Annotated in this window: 25 protein-coding genes; 18 read left to right on the top strand and 7 right to left on the bottom strand. The window is 43.9% G+C overall.

Annotated features, from left to right (window positions below; genetic code table 11):
- The first annotated feature begins 1 nt into the window (after window position 1).
- From ACTL4S_RS00175 to infC, 4 genes are all read left to right on the top strand, one after another.
- Window positions 2-1,288 carry a D-arabinono-1,4-lactone oxidase gene (locus tag ACTL4S_RS00175; RefSeq protein ID WP_441298502.1) on the top strand — a complete coding sequence of 429 codons (1,287 nt, stop codon included), beginning with the start codon at window positions 2-4 and terminating at the stop codon, window positions 1,286-1,288.
- A 10-nt stretch (window positions 1,289-1,298) separates the two neighbouring features.
- Window positions 1,299-2,468, top strand: coding sequence for an alanine racemase (locus ACTL4S_RS00170; RefSeq protein WP_441298501.1), 1,170 nt, complete (start codon window positions 1,299-1,301; stop codon window positions 2,466-2,468).
- A gap of 224 nt (window positions 2,469-2,692) precedes the next feature.
- A complete protein-coding gene (gene thrS, locus ACTL4S_RS00165) occupies window positions 2,693-4,615 on the top strand; it encodes a threonine--tRNA ligase (protein ID WP_441298500.1) in 1,923 nt (640 codons plus the stop codon).
- A gap of 5 nt (window positions 4,616-4,620) precedes the next feature.
- Complete coding sequence (infC, locus tag ACTL4S_RS00160) at window positions 4,621-5,172, top strand: translation initiation factor IF-3 (protein ID WP_071850398.1); 552 nt, start codon at window positions 4,621-4,623, stop codon at window positions 5,170-5,172.
- Between the two features lie 43 nt (window positions 5,173-5,215).
- On the opposite strand, the gene ACTL4S_RS00155 is transcribed toward infC, so the two are convergent.
- Window positions 5,216-5,767, bottom strand: a complete 552-nt coding sequence (locus ACTL4S_RS00155) for a hypothetical protein (protein WP_213687651.1) — start codon at window positions 5,765-5,767, stop codon at window positions 5,216-5,218.
- Window positions 5,768-5,871: 104 nt separating this feature from the next.
- Window positions 5,872-6,327 (bottom strand): Hsp20 family protein, encoded by a 456-nt coding sequence (locus tag ACTL4S_RS00150; protein WP_253114546.1) that lies wholly within the window; start codon window positions 6,325-6,327, stop codon window positions 5,872-5,874.
- Window positions 6,328-6,609: 282 nt separating this feature from the next.
- Between ACTL4S_RS00150 and ACTL4S_RS00145 the strand changes: the two genes are divergently transcribed.
- The 6 genes from ACTL4S_RS00145 (at window position 6,610) to ACTL4S_RS00120 (ending at window position 9,416) form a co-directional block, all read left to right on the top strand.
- The gene (locus ACTL4S_RS00145; RefSeq protein WP_441298499.1) at window positions 6,610-7,230 is read left to right on the top strand and encodes a glutathione S-transferase family protein; all 621 of its coding nucleotides are present in this window, start codon (window positions 6,610-6,612) and stop codon (window positions 7,228-7,230) included.
- Between the two features lie 74 nt (window positions 7,231-7,304).
- Window positions 7,305-7,595, top strand: a complete 291-nt coding sequence (locus tag ACTL4S_RS00140) for a hypothetical protein (RefSeq protein WP_004647523.1) — start codon at window positions 7,305-7,307, stop codon at window positions 7,593-7,595.
- Between the two features lie 7 nt (window positions 7,596-7,602).
- Window positions 7,603-8,025, top strand: coding sequence for a YqaA family protein (locus ACTL4S_RS00135; protein WP_004647524.1), 423 nt, complete (start codon window positions 7,603-7,605; stop codon window positions 8,023-8,025).
- 186 nt (window positions 8,026-8,211) lie between these two features.
- Window positions 8,212-8,406 (top strand): 50S ribosomal protein L35, encoded by a 195-nt coding sequence (gene rpmI, locus ACTL4S_RS00130; protein ID WP_004278281.1) that lies wholly within the window; start codon window positions 8,212-8,214, stop codon window positions 8,404-8,406.
- An 11-nt stretch (window positions 8,407-8,417) separates the two neighbouring features.
- On the top strand, window positions 8,418-8,777 hold the full coding sequence (gene rplT / locus ACTL4S_RS00125; RefSeq protein ID WP_004647525.1) for a 50S ribosomal protein L20: 360 nt from the start codon (window positions 8,418-8,420) through the stop codon (window positions 8,775-8,777).
- Between the two features lie 156 nt (window positions 8,778-8,933).
- The gene (locus ACTL4S_RS00120) at window positions 8,934-9,416 is read left to right on the top strand and encodes a GNAT family N-acetyltransferase (protein ID WP_004647526.1); all 483 of its coding nucleotides are present in this window, start codon (window positions 8,934-8,936) and stop codon (window positions 9,414-9,416) included.
- 360 nt (window positions 9,417-9,776) lie between these two features.
- On the opposite strand, the gene ACTL4S_RS00115 is transcribed toward ACTL4S_RS00120, so the two are convergent.
- Window positions 9,777-10,802 (bottom strand): hypothetical protein, encoded by a 1,026-nt coding sequence (locus ACTL4S_RS00115; RefSeq protein WP_441298498.1) that lies wholly within the window; start codon window positions 10,800-10,802, stop codon window positions 9,777-9,779.
- 159 nt (window positions 10,803-10,961) lie between these two features.
- Here ACTL4S_RS00115 and pheS point away from each other — a divergent pair, with 159 nt between their 5' ends.
- The 3 genes from pheS to ACTL4S_RS00100 all read left to right on the top strand — a co-directional run bounded on the left by pheS (window position 10,962) and on the right by ACTL4S_RS00100 (window position 14,753).
- Complete coding sequence (gene pheS, locus ACTL4S_RS00110; RefSeq protein ID WP_005246036.1) at window positions 10,962-11,942, top strand: phenylalanine--tRNA ligase subunit alpha; 981 nt, start codon at window positions 10,962-10,964, stop codon at window positions 11,940-11,942.
- Between the two features lie 136 nt (window positions 11,943-12,078).
- Window positions 12,079-14,460, top strand: coding sequence for a phenylalanine--tRNA ligase subunit beta (gene pheT / locus ACTL4S_RS00105; protein WP_441298497.1), 2,382 nt, complete (start codon window positions 12,079-12,081; stop codon window positions 14,458-14,460).
- Entirely contained in the window at window positions 14,457-14,753 is a 297-nt protein-coding gene (locus tag ACTL4S_RS00100; protein WP_004783565.1) for an integration host factor subunit alpha, read from the top strand. Before pheT ends, ACTL4S_RS00100 begins: the two co-directional genes overlap by 4 nt.
- A 99-nt stretch (window positions 14,754-14,852) precedes the next feature.
- Here the strand turns inward: ACTL4S_RS00100 and ACTL4S_RS00095 are convergent, their stop codons facing one another.
- The 3 genes from ACTL4S_RS00095 to trxA all read right to left on the bottom strand — a co-directional run bounded on the left by ACTL4S_RS00095 (window position 14,853) and on the right by trxA (window position 17,458).
- Window positions 14,853-15,140: a hypothetical protein gene (locus ACTL4S_RS00095; RefSeq protein WP_441298496.1), complete on the bottom strand. Its 288-nt coding sequence runs from the start codon at window positions 15,138-15,140 to the stop codon at window positions 14,853-14,855.
- Window positions 15,141-15,540: 400 nt separating this feature from the next.
- Complete coding sequence (rho, locus tag ACTL4S_RS00090; RefSeq protein ID WP_004278267.1) at window positions 15,541-16,809, bottom strand: transcription termination factor Rho; 1,269 nt, start codon at window positions 16,807-16,809, stop codon at window positions 15,541-15,543.
- A 322-nt stretch (window positions 16,810-17,131) separates the two neighbouring features.
- Window positions 17,132-17,458 (bottom strand): thioredoxin, encoded by a 327-nt coding sequence (trxA, locus tag ACTL4S_RS00085; RefSeq protein WP_005250793.1) that lies wholly within the window; start codon window positions 17,456-17,458, stop codon window positions 17,132-17,134.
- Between the two features lie 260 nt (window positions 17,459-17,718).
- Between trxA and ppx the strand changes: the two genes are divergently transcribed.
- From ppx to ACTL4S_RS00060, 5 genes are read left to right on the top strand one after another with little or no spacing between them, the layout of a single operon-like run.
- Window positions 17,719-19,239, top strand: a complete 1,521-nt coding sequence (gene ppx, locus ACTL4S_RS00080; RefSeq protein ID WP_004278264.1) for an exopolyphosphatase — start codon at window positions 17,719-17,721, stop codon at window positions 19,237-19,239.
- Between the two features lie 30 nt (window positions 19,240-19,269).
- Window positions 19,270-20,094 (top strand): acetyl-CoA carboxylase carboxyltransferase subunit alpha, encoded by an 825-nt coding sequence (locus ACTL4S_RS00075; RefSeq protein WP_004278263.1) that lies wholly within the window; start codon window positions 19,270-19,272, stop codon window positions 20,092-20,094.
- The gene (gene tilS, locus ACTL4S_RS00070; RefSeq protein ID WP_441298495.1) at window positions 20,031-21,407 is read left to right on the top strand and encodes a tRNA lysidine(34) synthetase TilS; all 1,377 of its coding nucleotides are present in this window, start codon (window positions 20,031-20,033) and stop codon (window positions 21,405-21,407) included. Before ACTL4S_RS00075 ends, tilS begins: the two co-directional genes overlap by 64 nt.
- Window positions 21,408-21,409: 2 nt before the next feature.
- Window positions 21,410-22,249 (top strand): pyrroline-5-carboxylate reductase, encoded by an 840-nt coding sequence (gene proC / locus ACTL4S_RS00065; RefSeq protein WP_004278260.1) that lies wholly within the window; start codon window positions 21,410-21,412, stop codon window positions 22,247-22,249.
- Window positions 22,250-22,268: 19 nt separating this feature from the next.
- Window positions 22,269-22,838 (top strand): YggT family protein, encoded by a 570-nt coding sequence (locus tag ACTL4S_RS00060; protein ID WP_004278259.1) that lies wholly within the window; start codon window positions 22,269-22,271, stop codon window positions 22,836-22,838.
- Between the two features lie 359 nt (window positions 22,839-23,197).
- On the opposite strand, the gene polA is transcribed toward ACTL4S_RS00060, so the two are convergent.
- Entirely contained in the window at window positions 23,198-25,960 is a 2,763-nt protein-coding gene (polA, locus tag ACTL4S_RS00055) for a DNA polymerase I (protein WP_441298494.1), read from the bottom strand.
- Window positions 25,961-26,092: the final 132 nt, after the last annotated feature.

The following is a 26,092-nucleotide window of genomic DNA, read 5'->3' as shown; positions in this document are numbered from 1 at the left end:
AATGAAAATACAACAGGCGAATGACGTCTGGCGAAACTGGTCGGGGAGCCAGTTCAGTGCCGCTCGGATTGTTCAGCCCAGCCAGATCAGTGAATTACAAAGTTTAGTGAAGACCCATGCACACATTCGTGCAGTGGGTGCAGGACATTCATTTAGCCCATTGGCCAAAACAGATGAGGTGTTGCTTAATCTCGATTTGTTAAAAGGTATCGTTGCCTTTGATCAAGAGAAAACCCAATGCACCGTGCGGGCCGGGACGCGTTTATATGATTTGGGGAAAGATCTGGTACCGATCAATCAGGCCTTAATCAATCAGGGCGATATAGACCAGCAAAGTCTGGCCGGAGCGATTTCTACCGGAACGCATGGCACGGGCATCGATTTACCTTGCATCTCTGCTTTCGTGGAAGGCTTTGAATTACTGACCGCGGATGGAGAGCTGTTGCAATGTCATCGTGAGCAGAATGCTGAGATATTTCAGGCTGGACGGGTGGCATTGGGCAGCTTAGGCATATTGACCCAAATAACCCTGCAAAATCGACCACGATATAAACTAAAAGAACAGATCCAGCTCTGTTCATTAAAAGACATATTTACCCATATTGGTCAATGGAAACATCAGCACCGACATATTGAGTTTTGGGCTTTTCTGCATGCCGATCAGGTGATACTGAAAACCCTGGATGACACGGAGGATGACATTCAGCCGAGACAGGAAAGCTGGCCTTCGGAAGATACTTTATTAACCGTATGTTCGGAATTGACGCGACTTTTCCCAAAGACAAATCCCTATCTGCAAAAACTGCTGAGTGTGTTTGTTAAATCGACTTGCTATGTAGATTGGTCATCCCGGATTTTTCCGACCCCGCGCAATACCAGATTTAATGAAATGGAATATCAGATTCCGGTTGAGCAAGGTTTGCAATGTCTGCAAGAGGTTTTAGCGACTTTAAGGAAGCATAAGGTGCCGATGTTTTTCCCGATCGAGTTCCGTTATGTCAAAGGCGATGAGATCTGGCTGAGTCCTTTTTATCAGCGCGATTCAGTTTCCATTTCCATTCATCAGTTCTATAAACAGGATTATCATGCGATTTTTGATCTGGTCGAGCCGATTTTACAGAAATATCAGGGACGACCGCATTGGGGCAAGTTACATAGTATGAGCGCAGCATCACTGCGCGAACTCTACCCGAAATGGGATAATTTCATGGTGCTACGTCAGCAATTGGATCCACAGCAAAAATGGCTGAATCCATATTTAAAAGAATTGTTTTTATCTGGGAAATGAGGAGAGGGCGATGCAATCAAATTATTTTCAGCAACTGACGCAGGAATTAAAACGGCAGGGCACTGGCACACCGCAACTGATTTTAGATTTAAAAACCTATCAAGGTAATTTGGACTATGTACAGTCAAAATTGCCTGCGAAGTTAAAACCACGCCTAGTGGTGAAGTCCTTGGCCAGCATTCAGCTACTCAAACTGGCCAGTGAAAAGCTGAATACCCAGCGCTTTATGGTGTTTCATCTGCCGCATCTTGCGGAAATTATTGGGACGTTTCCGCAAGCTGATATCTTGCTGGGGAAACCAATGCCGATTCAGGCGGTAAAATCTTTTTATCAAACTTTATCTGATCCAAATAAAGCCAGTGATCAAGCAAGTATCCAATGGCTGATTGAGGAGGTGGAGCGCTTAAAACAATATCTGCAACTCGCGCAAAGCTTGAATATCTGCCTGAATGTCAATATTGAAATTGATGTGGGGCTGCATCGTGGCGGCGTACAAACGCAGCAGCAATTTATAGCCTTAATGAAGCTGATTCAGCATAACGCGGCTTATCTCAAACTTTCGGGTCTAATGGGCTATGATGCACATGTCGCCAAATTGCCAAAAATTCTGAAAAGTCCTGAAAAAAGTTATCAGCAATCGCAGCAGATGTATCAACAATATAAAACTATTTTGCAGCAGCAATTCCCCGATTTATGGCAAGAAGGTCTGTGTTTTAATGGCGGTGGTAGTCCGACATTTATGCAGCATTGCCAGCAAAGTGTCTGTAATGATCTGGCCTTTGGCTCGATGCTGCTCAAGCCCAGTGATTTTGATCTGAAAAATTTATCCGCTTTAAGCTGTGCTTTATGGATTGCCACACCGATACTCAAAGTTTTGCCTTGTAGCCAGATTCCCGGTTTGGAACTGTTGAATCATCTTCCACATCAATATAAAGCCGTATTTATTTACGGAGGCTATTGGCGAGCGGATTATATCTACCCTGAAAAAAGCCGGCCGCATGTATTGTATGGCCGCAGCAGCAATCAGGAAATGCTTCAGATGCCCATGCAGTGCGATATTCATGTCGATGATTATGTGTTTTTAAGACCGACACAAAGTGAAGCTATCATCCCGCAATTCGCACAGCTGTATGTCTATGCAGAAGGGAAGTTTCTCCAGTGGCAGACGTTCCGGGAATAACTACATTCTGAACTGAAAAATGAGCCTAAGCCTTTAACGATCTGGCACAGATTTGATGGTAAATCTTATTTTTATTGGGAAAAGGTTTAATCATGCGGCCAAGCCGTGTAAAATTCGAATCGATTTTATTTATCCACCGTTTTTATCTTTTGAGGCTGTGCCTCGATCATAATCTCGCGGTGATATGCTCCATGGTACGGGGCATCACTCCTTAAGGATTTCTTATGCCAATTATCACTTTGCCAAATGGCGATCAAAAACAGTTTGATCAAGCCGTATCTGTGATGGACGTTGCACTGAGCATTGGTCCTGGTCTTGCAAAAAATACTGTTGCTGGTCGTGTCAACGATCGTTTGGTTGATGCGTCTGATCTCATCACTGAAGATGCAACACTACAAATCATCACGCCTAAAGACGAAGCCGGTGTCGAGATCATTCGCCATTCTTGTGCGCACTTGGTCGGTCATGCGGTTAAGCAACTGTTCCCAGAAGCAAAGATGGTCATTGGTCCGGTCATTGAAGAAGGTTTTTACTATGACATCTGGATGCCACGTCCATTTACTTTAGATGACATGGCTGCGATTGAAGAGCGTATGAAAAAGCTCATCGATCAAGACTATGATGTCGTGAAAAAAATGACACCACGTGATGAAGTAATTGCAGAATTCACAGCACGTGGCGAAGAATACAAATTGCGCCTGATCGCAGACATGCCTGAAGAAACTCAAATGGGCCTGTACTACCATCAGGACTATCTGGATATGTGCCGTGGTCCGCACGTACCAAATACCAAATTCTTAAAATCATTCAAGCTGACTAAAATTTCTGGTGCTTACTGGCGCGGTGATGCGAAGAACGAACAGCTACAACGTATTTATGGTACAGCTTGGGCTGATAAGAAACAGCTTGCAGCGTATGTAAAACGTATTGAAGAAGCGGAAAAACGCGATCACCGTAAAATTGGTAAAGCCTTAGACTTGTTCCATATGCAGGAAGAAGCACCAGGTATGGTGTTTTGGCATCCGAACGGCTGGACCATTTATCAAGTGCTTGAACAATACATGCGTAAAGTTCAGCAAGAAAATGGTTACCTTGAAATCCGTACACCACAAGTGGTGGATTTCACGCTTTGGGAAAAATCAGGCCACGCAGCGAACTATGCTGAAAACATGTTCACGACTCATTCAGAGAACCGTAACTATGCCGTGAAACCGATGAACTGTCCTTGTCACGTGCAAGTGTTCAACCAAGGCTTAAAATCGTATCGTGATCTTCCAATTCGTTTAGCGGAGTTTGGTTCATGTCACCGTAACGAGCCATCAGGTTCTTTACACGGCATCATGCGTGTACGTGGTTTTACCCAAGATGATGCGCATATTTTCTGTACTAAAGAACAAATCGGTACTGAAGTTGCAGACTTTATCAAATTGACACTAGACGTATACAAAGATTTTGGCTTCGAAGAAGTACAAATGAAGTTATCGACTCGTCCTGAAAAACGTGTGGGTGATGATGCACTTTGGGATATGGCAGAAAAATCTTTGGCAGATGCTTTAGATGCTGCTGGCCTAGATTGGGATTTACAACCGGGTGAAGGTGCATTCTACGGTCCGAAGATCGAATTCTCATTGAAAGATTGCTTAGGTCGTGTCTGGCAGTGTGGTACCATTCAGTGTGACTTTAACTTGCCAGAACGTTTAGATGCGTCTTATGTCACTGAAGATAATGACCGCGATCAGCCAGTAATGTTACATCGTGCAATTCTTGGCAGCTTCGAGCGTTTTATTGGTATACTGATTGAACACTACGCAGGCTTCATGCCACCTTGGTTGGCACCAATGCAAGCGTGTGTGATGAACATTACCGATTCTCAAGCTGAGGCATGTGAGTCAGTCGTCGCAAAACTTAAAGAAAACGGTATCCGTGCAATTTCTGACTTGAGAAATGAGAAAATCGGCTTTAAGATTCGTGAACGTACATTAGAGCGTATTCCTTACTTACTGGTACTTGGGGACCGTGAAGTAGAGGAAGGTACCGTAAACGTGCGTACCCGCTCAGGAACAAATTTGGGTACTATGTCAATCGATGCTTTCGTTGACCTAGTAAAAGCAGCCGTAGCCGAACGCGGCCGGTACATTGTGGAGTAACAGCGATTAAACAGCCTGACCGTAATCAACAGGGCGGTAACAAATCAAACCGTCCTGCCTTGAATGATGAAATTCGTGCGAAAGAAGTCCGTCTTGTAGACGAAAATGGTGAGCAGAAAGGGATTGTAAGCTTAGCTGACGCCCTGCGCGCAGCAGAAAGTGTTGAGCTTGATCTTGTAGAGATCGTAGCAAACGCTGAGCCACCAGTATGTAAGATCATGGACTTCAACAAGCATTTGTTTGATCTTAAGCAAAAGCAGAAAGAAGCGAAGAAAAAACAACATCAAGTCCAGGTGAAAGAAATCAAGCTACGCCCGGGTACTGATGTTGGCGATTACAACGTAAAACTACGTGCAATCATCAAGTTCCTTGAAGAAGGTAACAAGGTGAAAATCACGCTTCGTTTCCGTGGTCGTGAAATGGCGCACCAACAGTTGGGTCTAGCTCAATTGCAAAAAATTGAAGCTGACGTGGCTGAATTCGGTACTGTTGAGCAGATGCCGAAAATGGAAGGCCGTCAAATGGGTATGTTACTTGGTCCTAAAAAGAAAAAGTAAGCACTCATTAAACGAAAAAAGCCCTGCATATGCAGGGCTTTTTTTATGCTCTAAAATTCCACGCATTGTACATAGCTTGAATAATTTCCCTGGCTTGCTGCCGGGAAAACATCGATAGCTGAATCCGGAAAAACCCGAGGCAAATTTGATTCATCAGACCAGGCTGACACAATTTAAAATCCAAAGTGCCATCGCGTGGACTAATCACATGTGCTGGCATGTTATAGAGCCAACGTTTGAGATGTGCTTTGAGAGAAGCATAGCGTGGATTTAGAAAACTATACTGTACCGAATGTCGTTTTAAGCACAGGCTGATGCGGAAACCGGCCAAAGTATAATAAATAGCGTGTGAGGTGATTTTCAGTTTAGTTCCCAGCATAAGCAGCGAAAGACCAAGAAAGCCGCCAATATAAACATAAAAGCCAGGAGACTCCTGCCATAAAAATAACAGACCTTGAAGAAAGCTGGAATTGCTACGTGCACTGCTGAAATAAAAAATGCTAAATATTCCGACCGGATAACAAAACAGTAGATATCCCATAGCGCGCATGATCGGGCTAGCTTGATGAAACAGGATATTTTCTGGCGCATTCATGGTTTATTTTTATGATCAGAAAGCGTATTGCCTTAATGAGCTTAGGTAATCTGTAGCCAAAAAGAAAGGTCCTTGCGGACCTTCCTTTGCGTACTTAATCGAGCTTATTCCACTGATTTTTCATCATTTGCAATAAGCAGTTTATTGCCAATCGGGATTTGACGCGGCAATTTTTCTTCTGGAATAATGCGCTGCAAGTCAATGATCAACAAACCATTTTCATAGTCTGCCTGTTGAACCTCTATATATTCATCCAGACGTAAAGACAATTTAAATGCACGTCGTGCAATGCCTTTGTGCAGGAATTCAGTAGTGTCATTGCTCTGATTTTCAGGCTTGCCTAGGATGGTCAATAACTTATTTTCCAGACGAATGTCGAGTTCTTCCTGACGGAAGCCCGCAGTTGCGACCACGATGCGATAATTATTCTCGCCATGCTTTTCAATATTATAAGGAGGATAATTCGGTGCATCGCTTTGCATGGCATAGTCAATAAAGTCATTCAGGCGGTCAAAACCGATGCTGCGACGAAATAATGGATGAAGATTTAAGTTACTCATGATTAGAACCTTCTCGATTAAGCAAAGTTATAAAAACAAGAAAATAAGATCTGTCATGTCAGACATCGACAGTACATAAGATTGAGGCAATCCTTATGCAAAAATAAATATGTGTCTGCTGTGAAAATTTTCAAGATAAAAAATAAAAAAATATTTAGTTTTATATTAAGTTTATGATATTTATATAAAAATAATTTATAGCCATGGGCTTGTTGTTTCTTGCTGAATCCTCTATGTTGAATACATCATCGCACAGCCTGCAGTGCAGGGAGTATTAAAAAAATGATCGATTTATATTATTGGGGCACTCCCAATGGCCATAAAATTAGCATTGCCCTGGAAGAAATGGAGCTGAAATATCAGATTTTTCCGATTAATATTCTGGAAAATGACCAGTTCCAGTCTGACTTTCTGGCTATTTCTCCCAATAATAAAATCCCGGCAATTGTTGATCAGGATGGGCCAAATGGCCGCGCCATTTCAATTTTTGAGTCAGGTGCGATTTTGCAATATCTGGGTCGAAAAACAGGTCTGTTTTATCCAGATGATGAAGTGAAGCGTATTCAGGTTGAACAGTGGCTGATGTGGCAGATGAGCGGTCTGGGACCAATGCTCGGACAAAATCATCACTTTAGCCGTTTTGCACCTGAGCGGATTGCTTATGCCACAGATCGTTATGTCAATGAAAGCAAACGTTTGTATGGCGTGTTGAATAAACAACTGGTCGGGCAAAATTATGTTGCCGGCGAATATTCGATTGCAGATATGGCGATATTTCCGTGGTTATTACGGCATGACTGGCAGCAGATTAATCTGGAAGATTATCCTGAAGTTTCCAAATATATTGATCGCTTGAATGCTCGTCCTGCGGTTCAGAAAGCGCTGGCGATACAGGTCAGTTAAGCTGCAGCCTTTATGCTAAAATAGCCTTAAGCAAATAAAGCCACCCTTACGGTGGTTTTTTATTGGATGGATATATGAACGATTTTCTTCTGAACTTTACCAAGATTGTTGAAAGTAATACCCGGATTTACTGGAGCATTCTTTTCGGCATTGCTGCATGTTTAGTGCTGTATGTTGCTGAAATTGTGCATATCGATCAGGTAATCGCTGCCCTAAATACCAAAGATCAGCAGATTTTACGTGCTGCAATTGCACCGCTCAATGAGCAGTATAAGTGGGCGCGGATCATGGCGATGGTGACAGCAGTTGTTTGGTCCAGTTGGGAATACAGTAAAGCCAAGAAAAAAATGGGCTTGAGCCGTTAATGCTGTAATGAGCCTGTTTTTACTATTTCTGTCGGCCTTGGGTGCAGCGACCTTATTGCCTTTACAGTCTGAAGCTGTGTTACTGGGGCTTTTAGTACAGAACAAGCAGCATGTAGTGCTGTTAATTGCCGTGGCCAGTCTGGGCAATATTCTGGGGTCCTGCGTCAACTGGTATCTGGGCCTCAAGATTGAGCATTATAAAAATAAAAAATGGTTTCCAGTTTCAAAAGACAAGATGCTTAAAGCGCAAGCGACCTATCAGAAATATGGTTACTGGTCTTTATTGCTGAGCTGGGTGCCTATCATTGGTGATCCGATTACCCTGATTGCGGGACTGCTAAAAGAAAACTTCGCCCGTTTTTTGCTCATCGTCAGCGTCGCCAAAATTGGACGTTATCTATTTGTCTATGCAGCCTTTGCCGTGTTCTAAGCCTGAAGCTATTTTCCTGATCCAGTCTTGCATACTATTTTCAGAGCGAAATCATTCTTTAAATTCGCTTATTGGGTGAAGATGCTTTTGTTTTAAACAAAGATGCTTTAGAATACTCGCTCCCTTACCTGCAGGTCGTTTTGTAATGGTGCAAACGAGCCGAACAGGTGTTCAAAAGAGGTTGTTATGCCTAAGATGAAAACTCGCCGTGGTGCAGCTAAACGCTTTAAAGCGACTGCTAACGGTTTTAAGCGTAAACAAGCGTTCAAACGCCACATTTTGACCAAAAAATCTGCTAAGCGTATTCGTCAATTGCGCGGCTGTGTAATGGTTCACGTAAGTGACGTTGCTTCAGTTCGTCGTATGTGCCCGTACATCTAAGGAGATTATAAATGGCTCGTGTAAAACGTGGTGTACAGGCTCATCGCCGTCACAAAAAAATTCTTGCTCGCGCTAAAGGTTACTATGGTGCTCGTTCACGCGTTTACCGCGTAGCGTTCCAGGCGGTAATCAAAGCTGGTCAATATGCTTACCGTGACCGTCGTCAGAAGAAACGTCAATTCCGCGCTTTGTGGATTGCACGTATCAACGCTGGTGCTCGTCAAAATGGTTTGTCGTACAGTCGTATGATCGCTGGCTTGAAAAAAGCTCAAGTGATTATCGACCGTCGCGTACTTGCTGACATCGCTATGCATGACGCAGTTGCGTTTGCTGCTTTAGCTTCTAAAGCTAAAGATGCATTGGCTGCATAAGTCTTTATGACTTGAAAAAAGACCGCCATTTGGTGGTCTTTTTTTATGCTTAAATAAAAGTAGTCATTTTAAATATTATTTAAAAATCAGTATTGTAAATCTTATATTTTTTAGTCATTGTGAAATTGAATAATTAAAAAACAAGGCTTAAAAATAATGATTCGACTTGCCACCCAACACGATGTCTTGCCGATTGCCCAAGTGCATGTACAAAGCTGGCATGAAAGCTATCAAAATATCATTAAACCAGAGATTCTCGATAAGTTGAGTGTAGAACAAAGAGCCGCTTTGTGGCGTTCTGTGCTTGAACAGGAGAATCGACGGGTATTTGTCTATGAAGAAAATGCTCAAGTTTTGGGTTTTGCTGCTTTTAATTTTCCGGTAGATGCACCAATCAGTGAATTGAGAGCACTTTATTTGCTTCAAAATATTCAAGGTCGCGGCATTGGACGTGATTTGGTTCAATTGGGTCTGGGTTTAAGTCGAGAAAAATCCTACCAGCATATGCAATGCAGCGTATTGAACCTGAATTCCAGTCGTTATTTTTATGAAAAGACCGGCGCCTATTTTATCAGTGAAGAAGATGCCAGCGATCTCGGCGAGAATCTTAAAGACTTATGTTATCAGTGGGACATTTAATTTTTGAATACTCTGGGCAAGCTGGCTCAACGTAGAAAAATCTAAAACCTGGAAGAAGACGATGGAAAATAAATCAGCCCTTACATTGTATGGCTGATTTATCCTTTTATCTCAATATATCCATCGGTCAATTAAAAGAGCATTTCCGGGCGATCAGCAAATAACAGCTTTGGCTCATTCCGACAATGCTGAAATTTTCAGGCAGCTGCTTGACCTTAATTCCATCATAGGTTGGATGATAAAAACCCATCGCAAAAATCGTCAGCATTATTTCAAGCTGATGGCTGCGCCTGAGTATCAACATATCTAATGGATTCGGCTGAATTCTGCTAGGAAAATTCAAACTTTTCTGGCGGAACTTTAAAGCCCGAAATAGTAGCCAATCAGACAGATAATCACAGTGATTACAATTAAGGTCAGCACATTTGCAGACGAACTGGATTTGCCTGGGTCCTGAGGTTTTTCTGCTTTAGAAATTTTTGGTGAACGATCTTCAGTACTCATACCGATAAATGGATCAGGTGCAACTTTAGGGGTAAGCTGCGCGGTCTTATAGTGATTGGCGACTTTGCTGATGAATTTAGCACTTAAATCATCAATTTTTTGCGAAAAATGTCGCAGATTGAGTTGCTGCTCCGGGCTGAGTACTTCGCCATCTGCACGATAGGGATGTTGGATTTTAGTTTGAATAAAGTCATTTAAGGCATCTAGGCGGTACAAAGTCTGGTGAGCATAATCCGCTGAATAGTTAGTGGGAATTAAGGCCAAATGACTTTCGCTATCGACCTGAATGGCAGGCATGGTGCCGTAATAAGGCAAATTGGTATACGCCGGTTCAGTAAAATCTTGGGCAAGGCTACTTTCAAACAGTTCATGATCGGTATAGGCCTGAATATCATCCCAGTTTGGGGCTTCCAGATCGACATCAATGCGCTTGGCCAGTTTAGGATTCAGCTCATAACACCAGAATGTTTCATGGCGTAAAGGAGATTGCTGTGATTTAGGCGCTTCGTAATCATTGTCTGCGCTGTACCATTCAGGGAGTTCTTTGCCAATGATCCAGGCGGTTTTGGCTTTGGCACCATGACTGACAATAAAATGTGCCAGTGGCAGTAGCTCGACATTGGCATTCGGATTTTTTTCATCAACCAGTAAATCAGAGCGATGCAAGCTGAGGCGACGCACGCCTTGTTTTTTCAGACCTTCCAGCCAGATCTGAAAATGCTGAGCCAACAGATGTTGTGACATCAGATCCCGAAAGGCAAACTGATGCTGATTAAAAATGGAATGTTGAATCCAACGATTGAAACTCAGGTCCTGAGTCAAATACTCATTGCCGTAAGTGACCAGGGTCAGTTGCTGTTTCCAAATTTGATCGAGTGCCATAGTGATTTGATCTGATTGATATTGTGTTTATCTTATACTTTTTATATTTAATCATGCCAATCTAATTTTCCTTAAAACGCATCTTCATCAAAGTGTCTAAAAACTGTTAGAATGTGGGGTTTTTAAAATATTTTTTAACCTGTTGCTTTGAGAGTTACTATGTCACTGGAAGCCCTGACCACTGAAGCGCTCGCTGCGATTGCAGCAGCTCAAGACCTTGCTGCACTTGATCAAGTACGAGTGCAATTTACGGGGAAAAAAAGCCAGCTCGCGGAACAATCTAAGTCGCTTGGTAAAATGGATCCTGAAGAACGTAAAGTCTTCGGCGCACAAATCCATGCTGTACGTGAAACTATTACCGCTGCATTGACCTCACGTCAGGCAGAATTGCATAAAGCTGCCTTAGAACAAAAACTGGCAAGCGAAACCATTGATATTACTTTACCAGGTCGTGGCCAGCAGGTGGGCAGTATCCATCCAGTGACCCAGGTGCAAGAGCGTATTTGCCAGTTCTTTACCAAGGCAGGTTTTACGATTGCAACAGGTCCTGAAGTTGAAGATGACTATCACAACTTTGAAGCACTGAACATTCCAGGTCATCACCCGGCGCGTGCCATGCACGATACTTTCTATTTTGATGTGAACCATTTGCTGCGTACGCATACGTCTGGTGTACAGATTCGTACCATGGAAACCCAGCAACCACCAATCCAGATCGTGTGTCCGGGCCGTGTTTACCGTTGTGATTCGGATCAAACCCACTCACCGATGTTCCATCAGATCGAAGGTTTATACGTGGCTGAAAATACCAGCTTCGCGGAACTGAAAGGTTTGCTGATTAACCTGCTGAACGAATTCTTCGAAAAAGATTTGAAAGTACGTTTCCGTCCATCTTATTTCCCGTTCACAGAGCCGAGTGCGGAAGTGGATATTATGGATGAACGCGGTCGCTGGTTAGAAGTATTGGGCTGCGGTATGGTGCATCCGAATGTGCTGCAAGCTGCAGGCATTGATCCTGAAAAATACAAAGGCTTTGCTTTTGGTCTGGGTGTTGAACGTTTTGCAATGCTGCGTTATGGCGTGAATGACTTACGTATGTTCTTCCAAAACGATGTGCGTTTCTTACGCCAGTTTGCTTAAAACTTTTTAATAATCCTTTCCTAACCTCTTCTTTTAAAAAGGAGAGGAACTCCGCGAAATAGATGGAGTTCTCCCTCTTTGGAAAATGGGGGAGCAGAGGGGGATTCTAGAGATTTGAATTACAGGTTTTATATCAATGAAAATTAGCGAAAATTGGCTACGCACATGGGTTAACCCAGCCATCGATAGCGAAAAACTTTCTGATCAACTGACCATGTTGGGTCTGGAAGTGGATGAACTTGCGCCTGCAGCTAAACCCTTTACCGGCGTAGTGGTGGGGGAAGTCCTGACGGTAGAACAACATCCTGATGCAGATCGCTTGCGTGTGACCACTGTCAATATCGGTTCAGGTGAGCCACTGCAAATTGTATGTGGTGCGCCAAACGTACGTGCCGGCATGAAAGCGCCAGTTGCGACCATTGGTGCAGTACTTCCAGGCGATTTCAAAATCAAGAAAGGCAAGCTACGTGGTATAGAGTCACAAGGCATGCTGTGCGGCGCTTCAGAAATCGATTTAGAAGATAAAATTGATGGTTTGTTAGAGCTTCCAGCGGATGCACCAGTAGGTATGAACATTCGTGAATATCTAGACCTTGATGACAACGTGATTGACATCAGCATTACACCGAACCGTGGGGACTGCTTCAGTATTCGCGGGATCGCACGTGAAATTGGTGTGATTAACCAATTGCCAGTAACTGCCCCTGAAATTAAAGAAGTAGCTGCGACTATTAGCGAAGAAAAGAAAGTCGTTGTATCGACTGAAGGCTGCCCACGTTACTTGGGTCGTGTTATCAAGAACGTCAATACCAAGGCTGTGACTCCTGTATGGATGGAGCGTGCATTGGCACGTTCAGGTATTCGTCAGCACAGCATTCTGGTCGATATTACCAACTATGTATTAATCGAGCTTGGTCAACCGCTACACGCATTTGATGGCGGTAAAGTTCAAGGTGCGGTACATGTACGTCAAGCGACGGAAGCTGAAAAGTTAGTTTTGCTCAATGAACAAGAAGTTGAACTCAACGAAAAAGTGATGGTGATTGCAGATGATGAAAAAGCATTAGCCATTGCCGGTATTATGGGCGGCTTGTCTTCAGCAGTCAGCGATGCAACCACTGAAATTTTCCTGGAATCTGCATTCTTCGCGCCACTGCATATTGCGGGTCGTGCACGTAGCTTTGGCTTGCATACCGATGCTTCTCAGCGTTATGAACGTGGTGTCGATTTTGAATTGCCATTGATCGCTATGCACCGCGCATCACAATTGATTGCTGAACTTGCGGGCGGTGAGTTCGGACCAATTACAGTTGCCGAAAATGCGGCTCTATTGCCAACACGTGACGCAATTGAATTGAATCAAGCCCAAGTCGATCAACTGCTAGGTTATAGTGTTGACTCAGCGTTCATTACTGATGCTTTAACCCGTTTAGGTTGTGAAGTTACAGTAAAAGCAGAAGGTGAGTGGTCTGTAGTGCCGCCATCACATCGTTATGACATGGTGATCTATCAAGATTTGATTGAAGAAGTGGCACGTATTCACGGTTATGACAATATTCAAATCAGTCTGCCTGTGATTGATGTGAAATTGGCGAAATACCAAGATCAATTTGAGTTGGGTCAACTCCGTCAAACTGCCGTAACTTTAGGTTATCAGGAAGCGATCAGCTTTAGCTTCGCAGACCTAAAACTTGAGAAGCAACTTAATTCCAGTGTGAATCCATTAGCATTAGCGAATCCAATTTCAAGTGATTTGGCGGTGATGCGTTCAACCTTGCTGTCTAGTCTAATTCCTTGTGTTCAGTACAATGTGAACCGTCAGCAAAGCCGTGTACGTTTCTTTGAGCTTGGTCTGCGTTTTGACTATCAAGAAGCCAGCAGTATTCATGATTTAAAACAGATTCCAACCTTTGCCCTGATTGCAACGGGTTCACGTACCCCTGAGTCTTGGCATGGCAAGGCACAGCCAATGGACTTCTTTGACTTTAAGGGCGATATAGAGGAAATTCTGGCTGCTGGTCGTGTCAAAGTGGAATATATACGTTCAGAGCGTAGCTGGTTGCATCCAGGGCAATCCGCAGAAATTCTCGTGAATGGTCAATCAATTGGTTACTTTGGCCGTTTACATCCCTCACTTGAAGACGAACTTGATCTGGCAACCACATGGGTGGCAGAATTGGATCAAGCGGCTGTTTTGCAAACTTATGTATCTAATTTTACAGAATTATCACGTTTTCCATCGGTTCGACGTGATATTGCGCTTTTAATTAGTGATAAGATTAATGTTAGCGAAATTCAGGGACTTATCGAAAAAACAGGCGGAGAGCTTTTAGACTCAACTTGGTTGTTCGATGTGTACACTGGACAAGGAGTAGAAGAAGGGAAACGCTCACTGGCATTTGCACTTCTCTGGCAGCATCCAAGCCGTACACTGGAAGATGCTGAAATTAAATCAGGTATGGATAATATCCTTCAAGTGTTAGAAAACACTTACCAAGCGACATTGAGGGCTTCATGACAGCACTAACTAAAGCAGAAATGGCTGATCATTTAAGTGAGCTCACGAGTTTAAACCGTCGTGAAGCAAAACAAATGGTTGAGTTGTTCTTCGATGAGATTAGCCAGGCGCTCATCTCAGGCGAGCAAGTAAAACTTTCGGGTTTTGGTAATTTTGAGTTGCGTGACAAGCGTCAACGTCCAGGCCGTAACCCGAAAACGGGTGAAGAGATTCCGATTTCTGCACGCCGTGTAGTGACCTTCCGTGCGGGACAGAAGTTCCGTCAACGTGTGGGAAATGAGCAGATCAACTGATCTGCTTTTTTAAATTCTGTTATTTTTTTGAAGTTTCAGTGTTTAAAATAAAAAAGAGAGCCAAAGGCTCTCTTTTTTTGTACTGAATAATCTAGAAGATTATTGAGCAGCAGCTTCAGAAGCAGCAGTAGCAGTAGCAGCAGCATCAGTAGCAACTGCAGCAGCAGCATTAGCTTCAGAAGCAGCAGCAGTTTCAGAAGCAGCAACTTCAGAAGTAGCTTCTACAGCAGCAGCATCAGCAGCAGCTTCAGCTTCAGAAGCAGCTTCTACAGCTTCAGAAGCTGCTTGGTTAGCGTCAGTAGCAGCGTCGTCAGCTTTTTTAGCACAACCAACGAAAGCTAGAGTAGTAGCAACTGCAGCAGCAATAGCGATTTTTTTGAATAACATGGCATCACTCTCTAAAAATTGAGATTAAAAAAAACCAAAGTTAGTCTGTTAAGTGCTTTTATTGTTCCTAATTGTGTTAGGGACTAACAACGCAGGAGCAGTCTAACTGGTCTGCAAATATGCTATCACTGCGCATTTTTAATTGCTACTGGCAATGATCAAAAAAGTACGGAAAAACGATAAAAAATAAAAAGTTTTTAACAGAAAATAACAATGGAATGAAAGATTTAGATTGGAGAAAGGCTTGTTAAACACTTAAAAGTTATACAATTTTTAATCTGAATATTTTATTAATCAAAAACTTAAAAATAAGTTTACATAAATCAGGCTCGATTGTTTCATTCTGTAATTTATGTCAACCTAAAAAAGCCACCGCTTAGGTGACCTTTCATTTGAAATTTTAATTTGAAGCTTTGCGTTTCATCTGATCAAAGAAATCATCATTGGTTTTGGTTTCTTTCATGCGATCTAGTAAGAATTCCATTGCCGCCAACTCATCTTGAGTATGCAGCAGCTTGCGTAGAATCCAGACTTTACGCAGATTGTCTTCTGACATCAGGCGTTCTTCACGACGAGTACCAGATTTCTTGATGTTCATCGCAGGGAATACGCGTTTTTCTGCAATGCGACGATCAAGGGTAATTTCCTGGTTACCTGTACCTTTGAATTCTTCGTAAATCACTTCATCCATTTTACTACCGGTTTCAATCAGGGCAGTAGAAATGATGGTCAGTGAACCACCTTCTTCGATATTACGTGCAGCACCAAAGAAACGTTTAGGACGTTCTAGGGCATGCGCATCCACACCACCAGTCAGTACTTTGCCTGATGAAGGGATCACGGTGTTATAGGCACGTGCCAGACGGGTAATCGAGTCAAGCAGAATCACCACATCTTTCTTGTGCTCAACCAGACGTTTTGCTTTTTCAATCACCATTTCAGCAACTTGAACGTGACGTGCAGGAGATTCATCAAAGGTAGAAGCCACGACTTCACCGCGAACCGTACGTTCCATCTCGGTCACTTCTTCTGGACGTTCATCAATCAGGAGAACGATCAGAATAACTTCAGGATTATTGCGAACGATGGACTGTGCAATGCTTTGCAGCAGCATGGTTTTACCCGCTTTCGGCGGAGCCACAATAATTGAACGCTGGCCTTTACCAATCGGGGCCACTAGGTCGATCACACGGGTGGTTAAATCTTCAGTGGTACCATTGCCTAACTCCATCACCAACTGTTCGGTCGGGAATAATGGGGTCAAGTTTTCAAACAGAATCTTGTTACGTGAATTTTCAGGTGTGTCGTAGTTAATCTGATTGACTTTAAGTAAAGCAAAATAACGTTCGCCTTCTTTCGGCGGGCGAATGGTGCCAGTAATGGTGTCGCCAGTACGGAGGTTAAAACGACGAATTTGAGAAGGGCTGACATAGATATCGTCAGGACCTGCTAAATAAGAACCTGCGGCTGAGCGTAAAAAGCCAAAACCATCTGACAAAATTTCTAGAACGCCATCACCAAAAATCTCTTCGCCATTCATTGCATGACGTTTTAAGATGGCAAAAATAATGTCTTGCTTACGGTTACGAGCCATACCTTCGAGGCCCATAAACTCGGCAATCTTGATGAGTTCGCCAATCGGTTTTTTCTTGAGTTCGGTTAAATTCATAGGTGGTCAGATAGAATCAAAGTTCTGAGGTACAGGTTAGAAAGGGAGTAACATTCGGCCGCATACCAGCATTCAAACGAAAGCAATTGAATTTGCAAAAGAACAATTCAGAGATCTGTTTGAGTGTTTCAAAGGAAAATGTGGAAAACAATTTCTATTGCCGAGCGGCATCTTATGTAATGTGTCTTGTAAGAAATTGACAGGATTTAGGATCCTTTATCTCTTGAGTAGCGAATATAAGAGAAAATGCTAGGTTTGTCAATTTATAGCCGAAAAAAATACGCGAGAATGAGTCGCGTATTTTTTACTAAAAATGCTGTGCTTAGATATTGTCATCAATAAATGCTGTCAGTTTAGATTTTGGTGCAGCACCGACTTGAGTCGCAACAACTTCACCATTTTTGAACATCAACAAAGCCGGGATGTTACGGATGTTGAAATTCACAGCAGTTTGTTCGCAAGAAGTTACGTCAACTTTCACGATTTTAACTTTACCTTGGTATTCATCAGCAAGCACTTCAAGTACGGGTGCAATTGCTTTACATGGTGCACACCAGCCTGCCCAAAAGTCCACCAGTACAGGAACGTCTGATTGAAGAACGTCTGCTTCGAAGTTTGCGTCAGTAGTGTTTATGATGTTGCCAGACATGGAATGTGCTCCAGATTAATATTTTAAAGATAACTAATTATTAGTATTACATAGCCATCTTTAACAATGTAGGGGAATCTGTAAATTTTCAATGCTTAATGTTATTTTGTCTAATGGATGATCACGATAGTGATGATCGTGTCTCACTATTATTCCCGATACAAAAAAGAATGAGGCATTAAATTGTCGCTACAAATGGCTTTTAAATTGCATGCATGTGAATTACTCTAAGCACAATTCGTTAAAGGTTTATTTCTGGAATGTCTGACTTTTTGATTGATGAAGAATTACTTGCCGCCATCGATATGGGATCAAACAGCTTTCATTTGGCCATCGCCCGTGTAGACCATGGCGAAGTGAAGAAAGTGGCATCAATGTCAGAAAAAGTTCAGCTTGCCGCAGGACTAGACGAAAATAAGAATTTAACCGAAGCCGCCCAGCAACGCGGTTTGGCCTGTCTGGCCCGTTTTGTCGGACGTTTAGGCGCAGTTCAGCCAAACCGCTTGCGGATCGTGGCGACAAATGCTTTGCGTCAAGCCAAAAACGGCCATGAATTTATCCAGAAAGCTGCAGAAATTTTACCGAAACCGATCGAAATTATCGCCGGTCGTGAAGAAGCCCGTCTGATTTATCTGGGTGTATCGCATACCATGGCCAACAGCGGTCGTCGTCTGGTAGTTGATATCGGTGGCGGTTCAACTGAGCTGATTATCGGTGAAGAATTCGAGCCGATTCATACCGAATCGGTACAAATGGGCTGTGTAGCGTTTACCAAGGCCTATTTTCAGGATGGCGAAATCAGTGCCAAAGCCTTTGATAAAGCAGTTACTGCGGCACGTAAAGAAATTTCGGGAATTGCCAATACTTATAAAGAAGCCGGTTGGGATGCTGTCGTTGGCTCGAGTGGCACCATTAAAGCCTGCCGCCAGATTTGCGTCAATATGGGCTGGAGCAATGATCGCGAACAGTTGACGCGTGAAGGCCTGGAAAAGCTCAAAGATAAACTGCTTAAATATAAATATGTCTCGGACATGGAGTTCGAAGGTCTGAAAGATGATCGTCGTGCCGTCTTACCTGCTGGTATTGCCATTCTCTATGCAGTCTTTGATGTACTGGGAATTGACCATTTGGTCTATTCTGATGGTGCACTACGTGAAGGCGTGATGTATGACTTGCTTGGCCGTTTCAAGCATGAAGATATCCGTGATCGTTCCGTGCATGCCTTGATCGGCCGTTATAATGCCGATGCCAAACAGGCTGAACGTGTGGTTCAGACCGCACAAAAACTGTTTAATGACGTGGCCAGTGAACTCGGTTTGAGTGTTGAAGATAGTGACCTGTTACGTCGTGCCGCCTATCTGCATGAGATTGGTTTGGCCATCAGTCACAGTGGCTATCATCGTCATGGCGCATATTTATTACAACACTCGGATATTGCCGGTTTCTCGCAAGTTGATCAAAATCATTTGTCACATTTGGTCGCGCACCATCGGCGTAAATTGCGCGCTGATGCCAAGATTGATGTGATGAAAGTCGGTGGATCTAAACTTTTATGGTTATGTTTGCTGCTTCGTCTGTCGGTTTTGGTCAATCACAGTCGTAGCGATGAGATGCTTCCTGCCATTGAACTCAAGGTTGAAAATGCGCAACAATGGCAACTCAGCGTGTCTGGTGATGCCAAGCAATGGCCATTGCTGGTCGCTGAACTGCACGATGAACAGCAGCAATTTAAAAATTGGGAGATTGAACTCTCGATTCAATCCGAACAGTTTGTTAATTAATACCTTTATAGGGATGAAAACGGTTAACCTATGAAAAATAAAGCAACTCCATCAAAAGCATGGGCGACAGTGCAGATTGCACGTCATCCAGAACGTCCACAATTCCTGGACTATGTGGGTGAAATATTCACTGAATTTGATGCTTTACATGGTGACCGCCTATATGGTGATGATGGCGCGATGATCGGTGGTCTGGCTCGTTTTGATGGTCAACCGGTGATGATCGTCGGTCAGCATCGTGGTCGTAGTACCCGTGAAAAATTACAGCATAATTTCGGCATGAGTAACCCGGAAGGTTATCGTAAGGCACAGCGTCTGCTAGACATGGCAGAGCGTTTCAATCTTCCAGTATTCACCTTTATTGATACTATGGGTGCTTATCCGGGTGTCGGTGCAGAAGAACGTGGTCAGGCTGAAGCGATTGCCACCAGTCTGGCTCAGCTTTCTAACTTGAAAGTACCTGTGATTGCAACTGTACTGGGTGAAGGCGGTTCAGGGGGTGCGCTGGGTATTGGGGTGGCAGACCGTGTGGTGATGCTCTCTCACAGTATTTATTCGGTGATTTCACCGGAAGGCTGTGCCTCAATTCTCTGGAAAACCGCTGAAAAAGCTGAACAGGCCAGTGAAGCCTTGGCTCTGACTGCAGAAAAATTGCAGAAAATGGGTATTGTCGAATATGTGGTGGATGAAGGTGAGGGTGCTCATTTAAATCCGGATCAGGTCATGAACAGCTTGAAAGCAGTGCTGAAAGAAGCTTTGAATGAACTGCAACCAATGGAAGCGCAAGCACGATGCGAAGCACGTTACCAACGTTTAATGAAGTTTGGCAGCGACAATTTAGGTCTGGTTTCTTAAAACAGCTGCAGGACTTTCCTGCAGAGACAAAATTTCTCATCGGATGCAGTGGCGGCGTAGATTCTATGCTGTTGCTGCATCTGATGTTTTTTTTATGCCCGGAAAAAGTTCGGGCGATTTATGTCAATCATCAGTTACAAGCACTCAGCGCAGATTGGGGCAAGTTCGTTGCACATCAATGTCAGCAACTGAATATTCCCTGCATCATCCAGCCAGTTCATGTCGCTAGTGGCAATCTGGAACAGCAAGCGCGCAATTCACGTTATCAGGCTTATCTGCAACATTTGCAAGCGGATGAAATATTGGTGCTGGCACATCATCAGCAGGATCAGGCGGAAACCCTGATGCTACGTTTATTGTCTGGTGCCGGTGTTGACGGCTTAGCGGCAATGAAACAGATCGATATACGTGAAAATCTGACGATTTGGCGGCCACTACTGAATATTTCCCGTGAGCAGATTTGCCAATGGGCATCAGACCTGAATGTTCAGAATATTGAAGATCCGACCAATGCTGATACCTATTATGACCGGGCCTGGGCACGCCAGACGCTGTGGCCGGTATTAAGCGAACGTTATCCTAAAATGCAAGCCGCCTTGGTGCGAACCAGTGAGCTGATGCAGGATGCTCAAGACATTTTACAAGAAGTGCTGCAACAGGATTTAGCATCTTGTGGAACTGAAACGCAGCTCGATCTTGGTAAATTTTTACAGCTTTCAAAATCACGACAACGTCAATTGCTCTCTGCCTGGATGAAAGGTAAAGAACAGTATCGTCCATCTTTAGCGATGGTAGAGCGTTTGCAACGCGAAGTGATTTATGCCAAGCAAGATGCTCAGGCGGCAGTGTATTGGCAAGGCTTTTACTATGTACGCTATCAGCAGCAATTATATCGTTTGGCCGCAGAGATCTATTTAGCTGATCAACAACAAGTTCAAACTAGCCCGAAAACTATAAAATTCGCTTTAAAAGACAGCGTGCAGGTTTTGTCAGGGAAATTTATCATTCAGCCTGCACAGTTAGGTTTATCGGCTGCATTATTGCAGCAACCTTTGCATTTGCAGCAGCGTCAGGGTGGCGAAAAAATTCATTTATATGGCCGTGTCGGTACCTGGCCACTGAAAAAAGCCATTCAGGAAGCGCAAATATTTCCTTGGGCTCGGCATACTATTCAAATATTAAGCACAGATAATGTTATGCTAGGCGTGTTTACCCCTAAAGGATTTTGGTTGGCCCAATCTGCATATTGTGAAGCAGGCGGATGGCTACCGATTTCAGTTTCTTCAACTTTAGAACTCAACGATGAGCATTGAACATGAGTGCAGCTTTAAATTGTAATATTTGTTTTATTGGTGGCGGTAATATGGCCCAAGCCTTAATTGGCGGTCTGATTTCACGTGGTTTGCCAGCAACACGTATTACAGTTTCTGATCCGGTCGAAAAAGTCCGTGCTTTATTGGCGGAAAAAGAAATCAATGTGACCGGGGATAATAGCGCTGCAATTCAGGATGCAGATATCGTTGTGTTGGCGGTAAAACCTCAAGTTTTGGCTCAAGTGCTGCAACCTTTAAAAGGTCTGGTTAATAATAAACTGATTATTTCCATTGTCGCCGGTGCGGAAATAGCTACATTGTCAGCATTGTTGGGGACAGAGCGTATTGTCCGGGTCATGCCGAACACGCCAGCATTGGTACAGACCGGAGCACATGGTTTATATGCTAATGCATCTGTAGAAACGAGTGATCGTGAGCTGGCAAGTCAGGTTTTGGCGTCGACCGGGCTGACCATTTGGGTCGAATCAGAAGCACAAATTGATGCAGTCACTGCAGTCTCGGGTTCGGGTCCAGCTTACTTTTTCTATATGATGGAAAGTATGATTCGTGCGGGTAAAAATTTAGGTCTGGATGAAAAAGTTGCAACTGCACTCACCTTGCAGACGGCTTTAGGGGCGGCGCAAATGGCGATTACCAGTTCGAATACGCCCGCTGAGTTACGTAAAAATGTGACTTCTCCAAATGGGACTACACAGGCCGCACTTGAAGTCTTTGATCGCGCCCAGATTTCTCAAAATATTCAGGCGGCACTTGCCGCTGCACAAAAACGCAGTCAAGAACTGGCACAAGAGCTCAGTGAAAGCAGCAAATCTTCAGTTTAATTTTTAGGAACGTTCAAGTATGGGTGCAAATTCTGCGCTAATTTTTGGCATTATCATTAACGTCGCGATTTTGCTCGTATTCTTCCGATTTTTAATGCAACTGGCAGCGGTCAGTCCTTACAATCCTGTGGTTCTTTCTACCGTGAAAGCCACTAAAATTGTAGATGTATTTGGTCGAATTTTCCCAACCTTGGCCAAAGGCCGAGTCAGTACTGCTGCTTTGGCATTATTGGTCGTGCTCTATCTGCTTAAAATTTTTGGCATGATGTATCTGTCAGGTGGGATGCCGAATGGGCCTGTCCATCTGATTATTCTGACTTTTGTCACCATGATGCAGGATTTGATCCGTTTCTGTCGTTATTTGATTTTCGCTACCATTATTTTAAGCTGGGTGGTGATGTTTACCCAGTCTCGTTCGCCTTATATTGAAGTCGTGCAAGAGCTGGCTGAGCCTTTACTGGCACCTTTCCGCCGGATTATGCCAAATATGGGCATGATTGACCTTTCTCCAATCTTCGCCATTTTGACTTTAATTATTATCGAAATGATTATGAACCAGGTGGCGATTGTACTGCTTACCGGTCTTTAATCGGATCCAAATAAAAAGGACGCTGAGGCGTCCTTTTTATTTGCTCCTCCCTTTAGAAAAGGGAGGTTGGGAGGGAATTGTTAAACTTCTCAAACCTTGACAAGTTTTAATCGAAGTGCAAGAAGAAGAGGGGATTTTAATCTCTCCCTAGCCCTCTCCTAGAAAGAGAGGGAACTTGGATACTCTGAACCAGTAATGCTGCTGATTTTCTAAAAATAGAAAAACATGCGTTCAAAACTTGATAGCAGAAAAAATTTTAATATCGCTGCCTGTAGGTGATGTTTATAAATTAAAATCGCCTCCATCCCCTTGCGGAATATATTCCTCACCTCCTAAAGGAGGAAGAGGTTAAAGACGCATTAATGCGCCTCATCCCAGTTTTTACCTTTACCGACTTCTACCACCAACGGTACAGAAATCTGCAATACCGATTGCATCACTTTAGCCAGTTTAGGTACCAGTTCATCGGCAATGTCTTCATCGACTTCAAACACCAGTTCATCGTGAACTTGCAGCAGCATTTTGGCCTGATCTTTCGGCAACATCTTGTCGACTTCAATCATCGCCATTTTAATGATATCTGCAGCCGAACCCTGTAGTGGGGCATTAATTGCAGCACGTTCTGCCGCTTTACGCACCATCATATTACGGGCATCGATATCTGGAGTATATAAACGGCGTCCGAGCAGGGTTTCAACAAAACCCTGTTCTAATGCGACCTGACGGGTACGTTGCATATAGTCATAAATGCCCGGATAACGGTGGAAATACTGCTTGATATAATCCTGTGATTCCTGACGGGTAAAACCTAACTGTCGGATCAGACCAAACTCGGACATACCGTAAAGTAGGCCGAAGTTGACGGCCTTGGCCTGACGGCGCTGGTCATTGGTGACATCTTCCAAGGCAATGCCCAAAACTTCCGCAGCCGTACGGCGGTGTACATCCTGACCGTGAATAAAGGCATCTAGCAAGGCTTCATCCTGAGATAAATGAGCCATGAGACGCAATTCAATTTGTGAGTAATCGGCTGCCAGCAAAACACGACCTTCCGGTGCCACAAACGCCTTGCGGATTTGACGGCCAATTTCGGCACGAATCGGAATGTTCTGCAGGTTTGGATCAGTCGATGATAAACGGCCAGTTGCAGTCAATGCCTGATGATAACTGGTATGCACACGGTGGGTATCAGGATTGGCCTGTTTGCATAAGCCATCGGTATAGGTACTTTTCAGCTTGGACAAGCCACGATATTCTAGAATCAGCTGGGCAATCGGATGTTCAATTTTTTCCAGTACACTTTCACTGGTACTGTATTGTCCGGTGGTGGTTTTTTTACCGCCTTTTAGACCCAGCTTTTCAAATAACACTTCACCGACTTGTTTAGGTGAGCTGACATTAAAGCTTTCCCCTGCAATTTCCATGATCTGGTTTTCCAGATTTTGCATGGTGTTGGAGAATTCGCCCCCAAGCTGATCCAGAAAAGCCAGATCCAGTTCGATGCCGTTTTCTTCCATTTGTGTCAGTACACGTGCGACCGGAACTTCAATATTATGCAGAATATTCACCAGTTCAGGGTGTGCCTGCAATTTGCTGCTCAAGACTTCATAAAGGCGATAGGTGACATGTGCATCTTCTGCGGCATAATGTGCTGCAGTTTCAAGTGGAATCTGGTTGAAGGTCTTTTGTTTAGCACCTTTACCGGCCACTTGTTCATAAGTCGTGGTCAGATGACTCAAATACAGACGGGCCACATCATCCATGCCATGACGGGTCGCGACAGAATTCAGGACATAGGAAGCCAGCATGGTATCGAAATACCAGCCTGCCAGATGAATGCCATGATTTTCCAGTACATGTGCATCATATTTTAGATGATGACCAATTTTCTTTACAGACTCATCTTCCAGAATTGGTTTGATCTGCGCCAGAATTACTTCACGATTCAGCTGCTCCGGTGCGCCTTCATAATCATGTGCCAAGGGAACATAATAAGCATCCTGCGCATCGAAGGCGACCGAGAAACCGACAATCTGTGCAATACGATAATCCAAACTGGTGGTTTCGGTATCAAAGGCAAAACGTTTTTCGGTACTTAGGCGCTCAAACAGTGTGTCCCAGTCCTGCTGGCCTAATACTGTGTGGTAGGTCGCTTGACCTAGCTGGTCATCACTGCTGGTCACAGACGCATGGTCTTCCAGAGGTTCTGGTGCTGTAACCGCTTTGGCGTTAATAGATTTTGCCGCCTGCTGGTAGTTTGAATTATTCGGGTTGTTCGGGTGATCTAAGGACTGCAGCTGGTTACGGAATTCCAGCTCGGTGTACAAATGACGCAAGGTCTCGACATTTGGCTCACCCAGTTTTAAATCGTCATAACCAAAGTTAAGATCCAGATCGATCACAATACTGGCCAGCTGATGGTCCAGTGCAATACCATCGACATGTTCTTTAATATTTTGACCGACTTTGCCTTTGATCTTGTCGACATTTTCTAAAATGCCGCCAATCGAGCCATATTCAGTGAGCAGTTTTGCTGCAGTTTTGGCACCTACACCTGGCACGCCCATGATGCCATCTGATGCATCGCCCATCAGGGTCAGATAGTCAATAATCTGATTCGGCCAGACGCCAAACTTTTCAAACACGCCGTCGACATCCAGCGGTTTTTCTTTAAAGCTGTCTTCTAGGGTAACTTTTTCGGTCACCAGTTGCGCCATATCTTTATCGCCCGTAGAGATCAGCACCTGATGTCCCATCGCCTCGGCACGTTTGGCCAGTGTCCCGATAATGTCATCGGCTTCGGCACCTGGCAAGGTATGTAGCGGAATGCCCAAGGCACGGATCAAGGCATGCAGATAAGGAATCTGTTCGGATAATTCCGTTGGCATACTCGGACGGTCACCTTTATAAATCGGTGACAGCTCATGCCGGAAGGTCGGTTCTGGAGTATCGAAAATCACCGCCATATGGGTCGGTTGGGTCCGGCGCATCAGTTTTTGAATAGCAGAAATCGCACCACGAATTGCATTGGTATGTAAACCGGTTGACGTGGTTAATGGTGGCAGTGCGTGAAAGGCACGAAATAAAAAGTAAGAGCCATCGACCAAGACAAATGGTGGCATGTAATCAATTCCTTATTCAAAATACAGCGCTATTGTACGTGATTTTTACTGCGCTCGCTGAGGCGAGTCTGAGTTTACAGCTTAGCGAATATCGGCTGAAGATGAAATAAGCAGCACAAGCTGTTGTATGAT

Origin of the sequence: Acinetobacter lwoffii (assembly GCF_052078135.1) — a bacterium.
Classification (GTDB): domain Bacteria; phylum Pseudomonadota; class Gammaproteobacteria; order Pseudomonadales; family Moraxellaceae; genus Acinetobacter; species Acinetobacter lwoffii_Z.
The sequence above is the reverse complement of the archived record's forward strand: the minus strand, read 5'-3'. Positions and strand labels throughout refer to the sequence as shown.